Origin of the sequence: Okeania sp. SIO1H4, from assembly GCF_010672695.1 — a bacterium.
GTDB lineage: Bacteria > Cyanobacteriota > Cyanobacteriia > Cyanobacteriales > Microcoleaceae > Okeania > Okeania hirsuta.
The window spans coordinates 1-16,606 of record NZ_JAAHGB010000066.1; the positions used below are offsets into that span (position 1 = coordinate 1).

The following is a 16,606-nucleotide window of genomic DNA, read 5'->3' on the forward strand; positions in this document are numbered from 1 at the left end:
TTGGCATAGGCAATAAAATGATGTATATTTTTATATAAAGAGCCGATAATATTGTCGGTAATTTGAGCAATATTTTGGCGTTGACTTTCTCCTAATAATCCCGCCAAATCCAAGGCGAAATCCCTTTTTTTGACCTTTGGTTTTGAATAAATCATCAAATTTTTGACACCACTTTTGAAACCATGGCGGTAAGGCAGACAAGGTTGTTTGTTTGAGCAGCTATCAAATTTAGGTAAAAACCATAATATATCATAATTTTCACCTCAGAGACTGCATTTTTTTTTGAAAGTCCAGTTAACGGAGTTGTGCGCCAGCAAAACGACCGCTTTTCTCCTTTAAAGGAGAGACTTTAAACCTTAATTATTCGGTAAGTTATCTTTTTAGTCAAAGAGGCATTTCCTGCACTTGTGTTTTAATTGCCCTGATTATTCGTAACATTCTTTTTTTTAATTAGTATTTAGTATAAGGAATAGGGAAAACTAAAGTAATAAAATTCTCATAAATCATTCCGGATTGCTGTATTTATGGTTAACACTTGATTAGTAAGGAAAAAAAATGGGCGTTGGTAAAGCGCGTGTATTATATTAATCTTAATTCTTTAGGAGTCAACCCACCCGCGTGCCTCTCCCAGGAGGGGAAGTCAGTCGGAGCGAGTCAGGAGGGAAGAAAGAAGAAGAAACCCCGAGTAAAAGGAGAAAGTTTTTTGGTCGCGTAAAGGTCACGGAGTTCTATAGCGCTCTTATCCAGACATGATATCATACCTCAAATTACCAACGCCAAAAAATGAAATATACTGATGTTTATATTGAGTTTAAAAATGAAAATATTTACATAGAATAATATTTTACTGGAGAAGGAATAACTGATGAGTTAATCAGATTAGATCTTATTAAAAGTGATATTATTTTTGCTTTTAAAGCTCCAGATGTGAGAAAGTTTACTGAGTTTGCTATGAGTTAAATTTTAATTGGAAAAATTTACTCCTATAGAAAGTTTTGAGGTGTGCCTTACACGAGATAAAATAATCATGTAAACCCAATAATTTTTTGCTATGTCTTCAGAAAAAACTTCCACAACTGCATCCACTACTGGAGCAGATGCTGTGGATGAGGCGATCGCTAAAGGAATAGATTTAGATGGTTCTGCTATCCCAACAGAAAAGCTCGACCTTTATCACAAGGTAATGGCATTAGAAGGTCAACGACAACGGAGTGGGGTTAGTAATACAATGCGGTCTCGTATTGTGCGTATTGGGGCGAAGCATATTTCCCAGGAAGAGTTAAATCAAATGTTGAAAGATGCAAATTTTGCTCCACTTAAAGAGAAAGAAATTGCTTTTTATTATGGTGGGAAATAAAAATAGTTTGTAGTTAGTATTTTAATGTTTTTGTTTCAGGGTTTGATAATTGTTATCTCTAAATTTTGAATCCTGACAGGAGGGGGAAGCATTCGGAAAGAAAATCTAGAGTTTATACTTTTAGTTACTGCCTGAATGTTAGCCCCTACAGAATATTTTCAACTAGGTAAACAGGGGATTTTTTCTATAGCACTCCGTCTTTTGGCGTTTGACAATAAATTTTGGTTGTAAGGGAACACCGGAGTAGGGAACAGGGAACAGAAGAATGTCAAGAGCGTATTTGCGTAGCGCTATATCTTCAAAATGATCGGGTTTATCAAAATATATTGATTTTTGGTATTACATCAATTTGCAAAAAGAATGTTACGAATAATAAGTGCGATTAAAAGACTTGACAGGAGATATCTCTTTGACGAAAAAGATAATTTACAACCTAAAAAATGGAATCGAAGCCATTCATTCTGACTCGGTCCTCCTAACTTCCCCTCCTGGGAGGGGTTAGGGGTGGGTTGACTCCTAAGAAATAACCTATTGATTTGTAGTAAATATTTATCAAACTGGTATTACTTTTAACTTTTGACTTTTGACTTTTGCCTTGCGCAAAGCACTATAACTGTAGGATGCTTCAACAACACACCCTACATTTTTCTGAAATAAAACTACCCCTAACTATTCAAATTCATCTGCTGTCTTAAATCATCAAGTGGAGATACTTCTTCACTCTCCAATAATTTCTCATTTTCATCACTTACTACATCCAAATCATCCCCATTTTTCCCAAAATTAAACCCATAAATAATTGGCAATTGTCGCTCATTCAATAACATCGTCCGTAAACAACTATTAATACTAGAAACCAACTGATTATAAACCCCTATTTTCTCCTCAACCTCACTTTGTAAACGTAAATTTCGTTGAATTTTTTCCGCAGCTTCAGTCTCCAAACTTTTCTCTAAATATTCCCGCGCTTGATTATATTGCTGCATAATATCTTCCCCTTGTTTTTCCGCCATAGGTAATAAATGAGTCTTCAAAGTTTGATTCAAAGTCTGACGAAAAGTCTGTCGAATAGTCCTAGAAACTTTCGGCTCAAAATCCAACTTCAACAATTGCCTAATTGACGGTTCAGCTTCTACCATACTGCTACAATCAAAACTTTGAGAAGTCTGCAACAAAGTCTGCCGAAACTGATAGATAGAAAAAGTTCCTTCATCATAAAAACGGGGACTTTCTCGCACAAACCTGTCACATTCTATCCGCGCCGCACTTATTAATGCCGTAGTAACTACTTTTTTTACTTCCTTTAAATGTTGTTCAATACCTCCATCATTCCCCAACAAACGATAAAGTTGTCGATAATATTCTGACTTACGAACTCGGTCAATTAAACGTTGGAAAAATCCACTTACCACTGACTCGGTAGAATCAACTAAAATATCCTCCAATTGATTGGCTAAATAATAAAGTGCTTCGACCAAAACTGCTAATAAAGGTGCCGTTGCATTCCGTGGATGATTAATAGTTGCCCTACTATAAGCAGCTTCTACAGAAAAAGTATCTAACAGTTCATCTAAACGACGAATCATTCGAGATTGGAGTTGATTAAAATCTGCTTCAAAAGCATCACATTTATTTGTGACTAGCAAATTTACTTCCTCAGAAATATGTTGATTAAATCCTTCGCCCACTTCCTGAAGTTGAGAATTCAACAATGATAATTCCTGGATTTTCATTGCCTCTATTTCCTGAGGTTGACTCGCCAAGTTTTGTTGAGTAGCTAAATAATTTTTCTGTAATTGAATACAGATATTTTGCAAATCATCTGCCAAATTTGCAAATAATTGTGGACGTTTCTCCTCCTTCAGATACCGAGTAATTCCATCCCTAAATTCTTCTATTCCACTATCTTTTATTAATTGTTCGATTAACGGTTTTCCCCACTCACCTAAAATCCGGACATAATTTTCATTAGGTGACTCAAAACCATGAATACTCACCGGAAAGTTACTAGGAAGTTTGCGAGAAGTACCACAATAATTGTTAAAAGCATAGACAAATTGTGGCGTTTCCTCCTCCTCATCTAAACCTTTAACACTATTAGCAAATATAGTATCTAAACCAAAGCGATCGCCTGCACTTGCTTCTTTAATTAAACTGCCATAAAAACCTAACAACCCACTGGTCTTATAAATCCTTTCTGTATCCCGAAAATCAGAAATAATCAAACTTTCTAATCGTTGTCTGAGTTGAGAATTGTACCAAGTTTCATCAATACGATTAAACACATAAAAAACCCGGTCTCTAATTCCAGGATTTTCTCGCATTTTTTCCAGTAATTCTGTTTCTTCAGTTGTCATATCTCCCGCAGCAGCAGCTTTTAAAACACAAACAACCGCAGAAGTTTCTGGATGCTCTATTTTGTCATAAGTAATTTGAGCATCTTTTTCTACTGGCGCATCAATTCCTGGAGTATCAATAATTACATTTCCATCTTCTAAAAGAGGATGATGACAATAATATTCTACTCTCTTCAACACAGCACTATTCATCCCCCGTCGTGCATAACTTGCCGCTTCTTTCAGGTTAGAAAAGTTAAACTGCTCCATAGAATAAATAGCATTTTCGGCAGAATGAATACATTCCTTATTCGCCTCAAAACCATCTACTAATAATTTCAATGCTTTTGCTTGTTTAGCCCGCTCCGATTTATTTTCGCCACCTTCATTTTTAATAATTGCGTCGCATTGTTCCCTAATAATTTGGATTACCTCTGGTTGTTGAATATTAGCATTGGAGTCTAAGCCTAATTCCTTTCGTAAAATTGCTACTTGTTCTTGAATTTCTGCCCCGCTTAAAAATGTTAAAACTACTCGTTCTTTTTCAGGTTCGGCATATTCAATATAACATTCTGTTCCTGTAGCGTGTCCCTCGGCACTATAAAGTAATTCTCTTCCTAATAAAGCATTAATTAACATTGACTTACCCGCACTAAAAGCTCCCGCAAATACTATTTCAAATTTGGGAGAAATTACTTTATTTAAAGAAGCACGAACCGCTGTTGTATCTTGTTGTCTTAGAGTAGATTCTTGATGCAATAATTGAAGTAAATTTTCTACCTGATTTTGTAAGTATTGACATTGAGTAGGAATTATATTCATTTCTATTTTATGGTGTGAGTAAATGTCTGTTATTTTATTATTAATTATTTGTTGATGCACAACAATAGTATTTTCACTGATTAATATTTCACTTGAATCAGCATAAGACCGTAATTTGAGGGATAAATCAAAAAAATATTCATTGGTAATTTTTAAACAAGGAAATGTATATAGTAATTATCGGGTAAGCATTCAGCCATCAGCTATCAGCTATGAATTATTAACTCATTTCTTACCACATAATTGCATGGGTTTACAACTCAAGCGAGTCTTTCTTGTACTTCAATACTCTGGTTAAAAATGTAGTATAAGTTAAAATAAAGTTGGCTTCATTCATTAAAAAAATGTTTGTGTAGCATTCCGGAGGAAGAGCTGATTACTCATAGCTAAATGTTTATAATACTCTGGTTAAAAATGTAGTATAAGTTAAAATAAAGCTGGCTTCATTCATTAAAAAGCTGTTTGCGCAGTATGACCTAGGAAGAGCTGACTACTAATACCTGAATGCTGACATTCTCGACGCAGTTTTGTAGAAAATATAAGTACTTGTGCAAAATTAATTCAAAATTTGTAAGTAGATAGTAGGTAGTAGGGAACAAAAAATATACTTGTCTACTTCAGCAGTTAATCTAAAAATACTTTTTCGTTAAATATTCAGCTAGCTTGCATTCAGCTTTTAGCTGTTTCATAAATAATGAATATACACTGCTAAGGTCAAGATAAGTTGTTTTTTCAATACTTTGAATTATCCTTAAACCGTTCAATACTAATTCCTGTTATAAAGGCAGTGAATTAATAGCTGATTGCTGAATGCTTACTTTTTTCCTATCTATTTAACCAGACCATCAAATAAACAATTAATTTTGCTTAATTAGGGTTTGCGTATCGAAAGTCTTTTTGCTGGGGTAGGAGACAGGAGAAATGGAAATGAGTGAGGAGGTAGGAGTAAGAATTTTCTCTCAATTTTTATGCCATAATCATCCCAATATACTAGCTTTTTGAGCTTTTTCCACCGAAAAGCTGATACTTTTTTCAAAAAAAAACGCTAAAATATTTATCTGTCAATACTTTTAGAATTAATCAGCAAGCCCTAATTATTTCTTGGCAAAAAAGAACAGCACCCCAAAATTAATATAGACTTTAAAGCCAACTTTGGTAGTAAGATTTACCGAATAATTAATAATTAATAATTAAATAATTCTGGTTTAAAGCCTCCCCTTTTAAGGGGAAAAAAGTGGTCGATATTCGCAGCTTCCCGAAGGGTGGGATGGATGGGTTTCCTAACAATATCCAATCGACCAAGAGAAGAAATAATATCTCCTGATATTCAATCCTCTCGGTTTTAACCAGAGGTAATTATCAATTATCCATTATCAATTAATGAAATCTACCTCAATTAGTAAAGCTTTGATCTAAAACTAAAAGCAATAGCTGTTTGCGTAGCATCCTACAGGGAATATCTGATAGCTGACGGCTAAATGCTTACTAATAAAGTCATTTATACCTAACTGATTATGATTGTGAAATCTACTTAAATCACTAACAATTTCTTAACTGATAAAAATGATTGTTGGAAAAATTTTGCCAAACACCATACTCGCATCTCTAAAATTATCTCCATCTCTCTTTTTTCAAGAATAAGAAAGATTTACCTTCTAAAAGATAAGCATTTCCTGCGGAATGCTGCGCAAACAGGAGTCAGCTATCAGTTTTATTACCTTTCAAGGAGAAAAAAGTAATTTTATCAAAGCTTCAGAGTACGAATATCTGGTTGAGAATGTAGTAGAAGTTAAACGAATGCTTGCTTCATTTACAATCCAAATAAAATCTATTATTACTTATTTATAATTACCTAAAATTAGCTAATTCTTGCTATAAAAATAACTCGATTTTGACAAAAAATATTATTTATTAACAAGCTAAAATTCTGTTATCCTTAATAGAGCAGTTGCAAGTATTATGCCATCCATGAAAATCAAAATGTATGACCTAGTAGGTGCAGAAAATAACAGAGCTTTTAGCCCATACTGCTGGAGAATTCGTATGGCTCTAGCCCATAAACAACTGGAAGTAGAAAGAATTCCTTGGCACTTTACTGAAAAAGAAACAATCGCTTTCTCTGGTCAAGAAAAAGTACCAGTAATTGTTGATGGTGATCGAGTAGTTTTTGACTCTTGGAATATTGCCAACTACTTAGAAGAAACCTATCCAAATAAACCTTCTTTATTCGGCTGTTCTCAAGCACAAGCTCAAGCTTTATTTATCAAAAATTGGGATGAAAAAGTTTTGAACCCAGCCTTACTACCAATGCTTATATACAATGTATTTGAACATATAGATGCCAAAGACAAAACTTATTTTCGAGAAACTCGCGAACAACTATTAGGCAAATCACTAGAAGAATTTAAAGATGTACAACCATCTCAAATTGAGCATTTTAGAACCATCCTCTCTCCTTTAAGAGAAACTTTAAATCAGCAGCCTTTCTTGGCAGGAGAAAAACCAAACTTTGCCGACTACGTTATATTTGCTAAATTTCAATTTGCTCGTTCTATCTCCCCCATTAAATTATTAGAAACCAACGACTCTGTTAATATGTGGCGGAAAAAAATGCTCGATTTATTTGACAGTCTGGCACGTCAAAGTCTTGGTTACAATTAACTAGTGCAAGATGGTGGAAATAACTAAGCAGTTACAAAATCCTAAAACAATTACAAATCAATACTTTTGACTTTTAACTTCTGTGTAGCGATACTAGCTATCAGCAATTAGTTATCAACTATCAGCCTAAAAATTTGCCCATATAATTAGGACTTGCTGATTAAATATAAAAGTATTTACAGATAAAGGTTTTAGACTTTTTGGGGCTTTGAAAAAGTGCGCCTGTTTCAGCTCTTCACGCTAAAAAAGGAGCGTATTTTAGGCTCATAGTTGGGCAGAACAATATTGGAACAATTCTTACTCCTATCTCCTCTAAATTCCCCGTTCCTCCTGTCTCCTGTCTCCTGTCTCCTACAAAGAGCAAAAATACTTTTTTCAGCAAACCCTAATTAGGTATCTGTTTGTGGAGCATTCCGGAACAGAAAAGCTTGGGTTTAAATCTCCGACTTCTATTAAGTCGCTTAATTTTAAGAAGAATTTAAATCCCCTTATCAAAAGCTGACTGCTGATTGCTGAAGTACTTAATTGCTAAAGGCTTTTTAATAGCAAACTCAATAAAAATTAGAGCTTTTTAAATTATGACTATCGACTTATATTATTGGCCTACTCCTAATGGCTGGAAAATTTCTATTATGTTAGAAGAAACAGAAACCCCTTATAACTTAATTCCAGTTAATATTACCGCCGGAGACCAATTTCAGCCAGAATATTTGAAAATTAGCCCTAACAATAAAATGCCAGCCATTGTTGACCCTAATGGACCCAATGGCAACCCTATTTCTATCTTCGAGTCAGGAGCTATTTTGCTCTATTTAGCTGAAAAAACAAGTCGCTTTATTCCCGATAACCCAAGCGATCGCTACACAGTAATTCAGTGGCTAATGTTTCAAATGGGAGGTCTTGGCCCAATGTTAGGGCAAGCTGATCATTTTCGTCAATATGCACCCGAAAAAATTCCCTATGCAATTGAAAGATACACCAATGAAGCATCACGTTTATATGGGGTATTAAATCAACAATTATCTCAAGTAGAATATGTGGCGGGAGATTATTCTATTGCTGATATGGCAATATATCCTTGGATAGTACCCCACGAAAAGCAAGGGCAAAATTTATCAGACTTTCCTCATTTAAAGCGATGGTTTGAAACTATTAGTCAGCGACCTACAGTAAGTCGTGGTTTAGCAGTTTTAAGTGAGAGTCGGACAAAGAAGTTTGATGAAAAAGCCAGGGAAAATCTTTTCGGTACTCGTCAGTTTCAGCAGTAATTAATAGCTATTTAACTATTAAGTAGAAAATGGTAAATTTTGGGCGCTATTTATCAAATTGTAAATTAGCTCAAAAGTTTATATTAAATGGCTTTAGGAGTTTTTTGATTAAATATACAGTGTCTTTTTTTTAGTCTGCTCTACTTAGTTTTGGTAGGGTAGGTAAAAATTTACTTACCCTACCTAACCTAGTTTTGATAGTAGAATTTGGCACGGTATTATGTAATATTTTCACCAGTTCAATTCTATGGCTAGCTTAAAAGGAGAAGTATTTATTTTTGAGGTAGTTACTATCAACAACTCTGGCAAAATAATCTACCGCACCTCTACCAGTGCCAGGCAAAAAAGACCATAAGCAAGTTTCTAATACAGATTTCCAGCCACTTACCACAAAACAGTCAATCTATCAATCTACTGAAAAATGAGGAGAGAAAAATTAGTCATTCATCGTCACATAAATTCAGACGATCGCCTCTAAAAACAACGACACGATAGGTATTTGCAGCCTCAAAATTCTTTTAAGCAATACTAACCCTTGGATTTTTATACCATTTAGAGTATCACACAACCGAGTAAAAGCGCTAAAAATATTGAAACTTCGTTAGCTGATTGGGAAAACTTTTCTCCGATTTTGTCAGAGGTTGATGACAAAATTAAAAAATTTCAAACTAAAAGACTGAAATTGATAACTAAAACTTACCTAATAATTAATAATTAGAGTTTGCGTATGGAAACCCTATTTAAAGTCCCTACAGATTATTTCGTTTACGGTTTGTTCGGGAGCAAGTAATGAAAGGGGTATTCATAATTCTGATGTTGATTACGGTTAGTCCAAATATCTTAATTCTGATGCTGATTCACCAACGCCAAAACAAATAAGCCGAAAAATCCAGACCTCCATCAACATAGATGCGTTTTCTCAAAGGTTGTCTGAATTCTTTTCCAAAACTTCCCTCCGCTGCAAAAAAAAATCATCCTCAATAATAGAAATATTGCCCGATCGTTCCCTATGAGTATAGGTAATCAAAATATTGAACCTTGTCATTTTCTGAAGCTCAAAAAAATTAGAGGATAATGAGGTTGCATCCCCTCAAAAACCGCGATAGGATATACATATTGGCAGTTGTTCGCCCAGGGCAAACGCATCTTATTTTGCCGTTCCCTATATGTAGTGTTTATTTGATTTTATAGACACTATATGTTGAAAGTATATTGTCAACAAGCGCAATAAAACCCGGTTTATTGATAATTACCCCTAGTTTATTGACGAGATGCGTTTGCCCTGGTTGTTCGCCCCTACGCATGACTTTTTATTCAACAAAAAAAAGTGAAACAGATTTTTATTTGCTCTCAAAAATGCCTCCTGACCAAAAAATAAGGTCTCAAGCCTCCCCTTTCAATGGGATGAAAAAAAATCAAGTTCAATATTTCAATTCCGATGCTTTCCTGTGGAATGCTCCGCAAACAGGCAGAGGTACTGATAACTGATAACTGAAATGACCCTGAATCAGCAGATAAAGCGCAGGACTCCTTCTTGAGTTTAAGTTGCACTTTTTCATTTTCTGAAGCTCAAAAAATTAGAGAATAATGAGGTTGCATCTTCTCAAAAATCGTGATAAGGTATATAAAGTTTTAGTCACTCGTCCCTTCGCATGACTTTTTATTCAACCACAACCCAGGAAATATAAATTATATATGTAAGGTTAGAACATATCAAAAGCTCAAAACTCAGACAAAGCAAGCTTATTCCTTCGCACACCTTAAGCTCAAATCAAACAGGCAAATCCTTCCTCGGCTTAAACCTCTCAACCTCCCGTAACTTCTGATAAATCTCCAACTCCTCCTGACTAGGCTCCTTCGGAGTCACAATCTTAATCTCCACCAACTGGTCTCCACGCTCACCCCTCCCATCAGGATACCCCTTACTCGCAAGCCGTAAACGTTGACCAGAAAAAACCCCCGCCGGCAACTTCATCTTCACCCAACCATCCAAAGTAGGCACCTCAATATCCCCACCCAAAACGGCCTCCACAGGAGTAATAGGCAACTCACAAAAAATATCCGGTCCATCCAACTGATAAAAATCATGAGGAGCGATCGTAATCTTCAAATACAAATCTCCCCCACCAATACCCTGATTTTTCAGACGAATTCTTTGACCACTAACCATAGCCATCGGCATATTCACCTCTATCGAACGCCCATCCTCCAAACGTATTTTTTCAACCCCTCCCACATAAGCCTTTTCCAAAGGTAAAGTTAATCTAGCCTCAATATCCTTTTTTACTTCCCGCTCTGTTGCCTTATAAGTATTCTTTTTCTGACCAGAACGATAAACATTAGAAGTCTGAGTTTTTGGAATTGTCGATTCAACTGGAGTTCTAACTTCACGGCGACGACCTAATAGTTGGTCTACAAAAGTATTAAAATCTGAAAAGTCACTAACATCTGAATTTTTTTCATTTTTTCGCCCATTTTCATCACGATTATCCCAATTCCTAAAATCAGGAACTCGTATCCCCACCCTACCCCCAATTCCTTTAGGTTTCCAATATCGAATAAACTGATCGTATTCTGTTCGTTTTTCTATATCTGATAAAATATCATAAGCTTCATTAATATCTTTAAATTTTTCTTCTGACTCTTTATCACCAGGATTTACATCTGGATGAAACTGTCGTGCCAGTCTCCTATATGCTTTCTTAATTTCATCCACCGAAGCATCTTTAGAAACATCTAAAATCTGATAATAATTCCGAAAATTTTGCATCTGCTAACTTAAACTTATAAGTTTTAACTATAAATATTTTCTATAACTTTTTGAGGAAAAACGGTAGAATACTTAAGACTTCTTACCTTCTCACTTTTCGAGAAAAATAATAGAAAGTCACTAATTTACTTAGGAAATTCTCCAATATTTATAACTCATTCACGACAATAAATTCACTTTTAATTTTAACTATATCTTGCAACTAAGCAAGAAACTATCTCCCGTAAAATCTAAAATAGTTACAACCAATCATCATCATCATTCCAATCATCACTCTGATAATAACGATTAGGTCTAGTCGGTCTGTTATAACTGACTCGATCCGAAGACCTACGATCTATCCTACTATCATAATCATAACGTTCCTTGCGCTTGGGCTCCTCTCCAGAAATACTGCGACGCACAGACCCAAAGAAATCATCATCCTCAGATTCAGAAGTATAAATTGAAACTTCACGATTCAGATCGTACAGAGCATCCTGTAAATCAACTCCCACCCGATCAATACCACGCTCATCATCCCTCTCCAGGCTATCCCTTAGTTCTCTAATCAACATCTCCATCCGTTGACGACTCCTAGCAGCAAATTGCATACCATAATCCAAGGCCACCTCCCGGAGTTGTCGTTCAGCTTGAAAGGCCAAAGCCTCTGCACGATTGCGCTTTTCTACTTGCTCCCTTCTTAGTCGGTCTGTCTCAGCAAATTTTTCAGCATCCCGAATCATCTGACTAATTTCTTGCTGAGTTAAAGTCGATGCTCCTTGAATAGTAATACTTTGAGCCCTACCAGTAGTTTTGTCCATTGCAGTCACCTGCAAAATACCATTAGCATCAATATCAAAAGCCACTTGTACCTGTGGCACACCCCGTGGAGCAGGAGGAATACCCGTCAGCTTAAATTTTCCCAGAGACTTATTCTCCGCCGCAATTTCTCTTTCTCCCTGAATAACATGAATCTCAACAACAGTCTGGTTATTTTCTGAAGTAGAAAAGATATCAGAACGTCGTACCGGGATAGTAGTATTTCGAGGAATAAGTTTTTTCATCACCCCACCAATAGTTTCCAATCCAAAAGATAATGGGGAGACATCCAACAGCAGCACATCTCGTACATCCCCAGCTAAAATTCCCGCTTGAATAGCAGCTCCCACAGCCACAACTTCATCAGGATTAACCCCTTGATTTGGTTCTCTATCTATTAGAGAGTAAACTAAATCTTGGACAAAAGGAATCCGAGTTGAACCACCCACTAATACTACTTCATCAATCATAGAAGGACTAATACCCGCATCTTTTAATGCCATTTTCACAGGGCGTCCTATTCTGGGAATTAAATCCCCACAAAGTCCTTCAAATTGAGACCTAGTCAGCCTAGTTTCTAAATGTTTAGGGCCATCTTTTGTGGCTGTAATAAAGGGTAGGTTAATCTCAGTCACTCCGACCCCAGATAATTCTATTTTAGCTTTTTCCGCAGCCTCCATCAGCCGTTGTAATGCCTGGCGATCGCTTGTCCTTAAATCTATTCCTTCTGTCTCTAAAAATTGTTCTGCTAACCAATTTACTATTCGTTGGTCAAAATCATTACCCCCTAGTTGAGTATCTCCACTCGTGGATTTAACTTCAAATACTCCATCTCCTACCTCTAATATTGATACATCAAATGTACCTCCACCCAAGTCGAAGACCAGAATTACCTGATTATCTGTATTCTCTAATCCATAAGCCAAAGATGCAGCCGTTGGTTCATTCAGAATTCTTTTAACTTCTAAACCCGCAATTGTCCCTGCATCACGAGTGGCCTGTCTTTGGGAATCATTAAAATAGGCTGGTACGGTAATTACTGCCCCTGTAACTTCTTCTCCCAGATAGCGACTTGCTTCATCTGCTAGCTTCCGCAATATCATTGCTGAGACTTCTTCCGGAGCAAAATCTCGTTTCATCCTAGGACATTTAATTTTGACATTGCCATATTCATCTCGGCGAATTGTATAGGGAACCCGCTTTGACTCTGGAGATAGTTCAGAGTATTTACGTCCAATGTATCGTTTGACCCCATAGAAAGTGTTCTGAGGGTTCAGAACAGTTTGTCTTCTGGCCATTTGTCCTACTATTCGTTCTCCTTCCTTGGTGAAGCCAACTACAGATGGAGTTGTCCGCATTCCTTCTGAATTAGCGATCACTATGGGTTTTCCGCCTTCCATGACGGAGACTACGGAGTTTGTTGTACCCAGGTCTATGCCGACTACTTTGCCCATGCCTTAGTTTTCTTTATTCTGTCCTTTTGTTGATTATTCTATCGTGTCAAATTTCTCAAGCTTTGAGGATAGCCTCACCCTCTGAAAAGAAGGCAGAAGGCCAGAAGCAATAGACAGCAATAATCAAATATATTTTTGCCTTCTGTCTGCTTATAGAGTTGAAAACAACTAAATTTATTTATGAATTATGGACTAAGGTTAATTTTTTTAGAGAAACAACTATGCTCAAGAATTCCTTGCTAACACCCTCAAATTTATTGAATTTATGGGGTTTGTATTCTCCTCTCTGGCTCCTTATTCCTTATTTGGCCTTTTTTTCTATAGCTACATACTTAACTTAGATTTATAGATTTAATTTTTTTTGTGCTCGCCTCTTACCCTTAGTCTGTTAATCTTAATCTGTTATCGATATTCAAGAGCAAATTTAAGTATGTATTTTTAAATTTTATTAAGATACTTAGATTATATTACTAATTTTGCTGTAACATTACCACACTTATCTACTTTTTGTCAAAAGTATATATAACAAAAATTGAGGCAAATGGAATTAAAAATAACAAATGAGATGTTGCTGAAATTTGTAACAACTTGTAAAGTTATAATAATAAAAAAGAAGTAAATTGAATTAAAGAGGTTTTTACCAAGTAAATGCGAGTTGCGATCGCGGGAGCGGGACTAGCCGGTCTTTCCTGTGCCAAATATCTAACAGACATGGGTCATACTCCAATAGTCCTAGAAAGAAGGGACGTTCTAGGAGGTAAGGTAGCAGCCTGGAAAGACGAGGAAGGAGACTGGTACGAGACCGGTCTACATATATTTTTTGGAGCCTATCCAAATATGTTGCAGCTATTCAAAGAACTAAATATAGAGGATAGACTGCAATGGAAACAGCACACGATGATTTTTAATCAGCCAGAAAAACCAGGAACATACTCTAGATTTGATTTTCCTGATATTCCAGCACCTTTGAATGGAGTAGTGGCTATTCTCCGCAATAATGATATGCTAACCTGGCCAGAAAAAATTAGATTTGGTATAGGTCTGATTCCAGCTATGCTTCAAGGCCAGGAATATGTGGAAAAAATGGACAGATACACCTTCTCAGAATGGTTGAAAAAACAGAATGTTCCTCCGAGAGTAGAGAAAGAAGTATTCATCGCCATGTCAAAAGCGTTGAATTTTATTGGGCCAGAGGAAATATCCTCAACTGTAATTCTCACAGCTCTAAACCGTTTTCTCCAAGAAAAAAACGGCTCTAAAATGGCCTTTTTAGATGGTTCGCCAACAGAGCGATTATGTCAACCTCTGGTAGATTATATTGCAAAGGGAGGTGGAGAAGTACAGTTGAACGTACCCGTAAAGGAATTTTTACTGAACGATGATGGTCAAGTCAGTGGATTTCTAATCAGAGGATTAAATGGAGCACAAGACCGAGTAATAACTGCTGATGCTTATGTATCAGCAATGCCAGTCGATCCCCTAAAAACAATGTTACCCAAACCGTGGCAGCAGATGGAATACTTCCAAAAGCTCAATGGTCTTGAAGGTGTACCAGTAATTAATCTACATCTATGGTTTGATCGCAAACTAACAGATATAGACCATCTACTGTTTTCACGCTCACCTCTACTAAGTGTCTATGCAGACATGAGTAACACTTGTCGTGAATATGCTAATCCCGATCGTTCCATGTTGGAATTAGTATTAGCACCCGCCAAAGATTGGATTTCTAAATCCGACCAAGAAATAATCGCAGCCACAATGGCAGAGTTGGAAAAATTATTTCCCCATCACTTTACAGGAAATTCTCCAGCTAAGTTGTTGAAATCTCACGTTGTCAAAACGCCCCGCTCTGTATATAAAGCTACCTCCGGTCGCCAAGATTGTCGCCCTTCCCAAGTAACACCAATTGCAAATTTCTTCCTTACAGGAGACTATACTATGCAGCGCTATCTAGCCAGCATGGAAGGAGCTGTACTTTCTGGAAAGCTTACAGCGCAGGCAATTACTAAGGCAAGCTCCGCTAACGCTTCTACTCAACTTGAATCTCATGCAAACCTGCAACCAACAACTCCAAAGCCAGCAAAGAATGCTGCAACGGTCTAAATATTCTCAGCGCATGACTCGTTCATCCCTGGTATCACTAGAAGAGTCTTATGAGTTGTGTCGTCAAGTCACAGCTACCTATTCTAAAACTTTTTACATGGGTACTCAGTTAATGCCAGAAGCTAAACGTAAGGCGATATGGGCAATATATGTCTGGTGTCGTCGTACAGATGAACTGGTCGATGGACCCATGTCAAGTACTACAACTACAGAAACTCTCCAAGAGTGGGAAAAACATCTAGAATCTCTCTTTGCTGGCTATCCACTAGAAGATACAGATGTAGCTTTGGTAGATACACTATCCAAGTTTCCTTTAGACATACAACCATTTAGAGATATGATCGCGGGTCAGCAAATGGATCTGTACCGCAGTCGCTACGAAACATTTAAGGAACTGGAACTTTACTGTTATCGAGTAGCAGGTACAGTTGGTTTAATGACTATGCCAGTTATGGGAGTGGTTCAATCAAGTTTGACTGCTCCCTGGAATAAAAACCAACAGATGAAATCTCCCACATCAGAGGCGATCGCTTTGGGAATTGCCAATCAACTTACCAATATTCTACGAGATGTAGGAGAAGATGCTCGTCGGGGTCGGATTTACATTCCTCTAGAAGAATTAGCTTTGTTTGATTATACTGAAGAAGATTTATTGAATGGTGTAATTGATCGACGCTGGCGAGAATTAATGAAATTTCAGATTAACAGAGCACGCAAGTTTTTTGTTGATGCAGAGAAAGGTATTAGGCGTTTGAATCCTGATATTCGTTGGCCTGTTTGGTCAGCTTCCATGCTTTACAGTAAAATTTTAGATGCTATTGAGCACAATCAATATGATGTGTTCAACCGTCGAGCTTACGTCTCTACCCCTAGAAAGTTAGTATGTTTACCCATAGCATTACTTAGATCGAAAGTGTTATAAGTTTTTGAATTTTTTCTTATAACATATAGTTAGTTTGAATCATAGAGATAAGTGAATTGCAATATGAGGTAGAGCTAAGTTTAGCTACAAACATAGTCGTTCCAAGCTT

12 protein-coding genes are annotated in these 16,606 nt (G+C 36.6%); 8 read left to right on the plus strand and 4 right to left on the minus strand.

Annotated elements, in window-relative coordinates:
• Positions 1 to 858 precede the first annotated feature (858 nt).
• Both F6K06_RS34305 and F6K06_RS27350 read left to right on the plus strand, forming a co-directional pair.
• Positions 859 to 960 carry an element excision factor XisI family protein gene (locus tag F6K06_RS34305; RefSeq protein ID WP_124143573.1) on the plus strand — a complete coding sequence of 34 codons (102 nt, stop codon included), beginning with the start codon at positions 859 to 861 and terminating at the stop codon, positions 958 to 960.
• Between the two features lie 91 nt (positions 961 to 1,051).
• Positions 1,052 to 1,357, plus strand: a complete 306-nt coding sequence (locus F6K06_RS27350; RefSeq protein ID WP_124143556.1) for a DUF4090 family protein — start codon at positions 1,052 to 1,054, stop codon at positions 1,355 to 1,357.
• A 665-nt stretch (positions 1,358 to 2,022) separates the two neighbouring features.
• On the opposite strand, the gene F6K06_RS27355 is transcribed toward F6K06_RS27350, so the two are convergent.
• Positions 2,023 to 4,515, minus strand: coding sequence for a dynamin-like GTPase family protein (locus F6K06_RS27355; RefSeq protein WP_124154632.1), 2,493 nt, complete (start codon positions 4,513 to 4,515; stop codon positions 2,023 to 2,025).
• A gap of 142 nt (positions 4,516 to 4,657) precedes the next feature.
• Here F6K06_RS27355 and F6K06_RS27360 point away from each other — a divergent pair, with 142 nt between their 5' ends.
• The 3 genes from F6K06_RS27360 (at position 4,658) to F6K06_RS27370 (ending at position 7,176) form a co-directional block, all read left to right on the plus strand.
• Entirely contained in the window at positions 4,658 to 4,813 is a 156-nt protein-coding gene (locus F6K06_RS27360) for a hypothetical protein (protein WP_161564975.1), read from the plus strand.
• A 1,382-nt stretch (positions 4,814 to 6,195) separates the two neighbouring features.
• Entirely contained in the window at positions 6,196 to 6,363 is a 168-nt protein-coding gene (locus F6K06_RS27365) for a hypothetical protein (protein ID WP_287243827.1), read from the plus strand.
• Between the two features lie 132 nt (positions 6,364 to 6,495).
• Positions 6,496 to 7,176 carry a glutathione S-transferase family protein gene (locus F6K06_RS27370; RefSeq protein WP_287243828.1) on the plus strand — a complete coding sequence of 227 codons (681 nt, stop codon included), beginning with the start codon at positions 6,496 to 6,498 and terminating at the stop codon, positions 7,174 to 7,176.
• A 235-nt stretch (positions 7,177 to 7,411) separates the two neighbouring features.
• Here the strand turns inward: F6K06_RS27370 and F6K06_RS27375 are convergent, their stop codons facing one another.
• Complete coding sequence (locus tag F6K06_RS27375; RefSeq protein ID WP_287308918.1) at positions 7,412 to 7,558, minus strand: hypothetical protein; 147 nt, start codon at positions 7,556 to 7,558, stop codon at positions 7,412 to 7,414.
• 196 nt (positions 7,559 to 7,754) lie between these two features.
• Here F6K06_RS27375 and F6K06_RS27380 point away from each other — a divergent pair, with 196 nt between their 5' ends.
• Positions 7,755 to 8,444 carry a glutathione S-transferase family protein gene (locus F6K06_RS27380; protein WP_124143554.1) on the plus strand — a complete coding sequence of 230 codons (690 nt, stop codon included), beginning with the start codon at positions 7,755 to 7,757 and terminating at the stop codon, positions 8,442 to 8,444.
• Positions 8,445 to 10,215: 1,771 nt separating this feature from the next.
• On the opposite strand, the gene F6K06_RS27385 is transcribed toward F6K06_RS27380, so the two are convergent.
• Positions 10,216 to 11,214: a DnaJ C-terminal domain-containing protein gene (locus tag F6K06_RS27385; RefSeq protein WP_124143553.1), complete on the minus strand. Its 999-nt coding sequence runs from the start codon at positions 11,212 to 11,214 to the stop codon at positions 10,216 to 10,218.
• Between the two features lie 239 nt (positions 11,215 to 11,453).
• Complete coding sequence (gene dnaK, locus F6K06_RS27390) at positions 11,454 to 13,469, minus strand: molecular chaperone DnaK (protein ID WP_124154633.1); 2,016 nt, start codon at positions 13,467 to 13,469, stop codon at positions 11,454 to 11,456.
• Between the two features lie 648 nt (positions 13,470 to 14,117).
• Here dnaK and pds point away from each other — a divergent pair.
• Positions 14,118 to 15,575 carry a 15-cis-phytoene desaturase gene (gene pds / locus F6K06_RS27395; protein WP_287243831.1) on the plus strand — a complete coding sequence of 486 codons (1,458 nt, stop codon included), beginning with the start codon at positions 14,118 to 14,120 and terminating at the stop codon, positions 15,573 to 15,575.
• Positions 15,559 to 16,497: a 15-cis-phytoene synthase CrtB gene (gene crtB, locus F6K06_RS27400; protein ID WP_124143572.1), complete on the plus strand. Its 939-nt coding sequence runs from the start codon at positions 15,559 to 15,561 to the stop codon at positions 16,495 to 16,497. The genes pds and crtB overlap by 17 nt, the downstream gene beginning before the upstream one ends.
• Positions 16,498 to 16,606 lie beyond the last annotated feature (109 nt).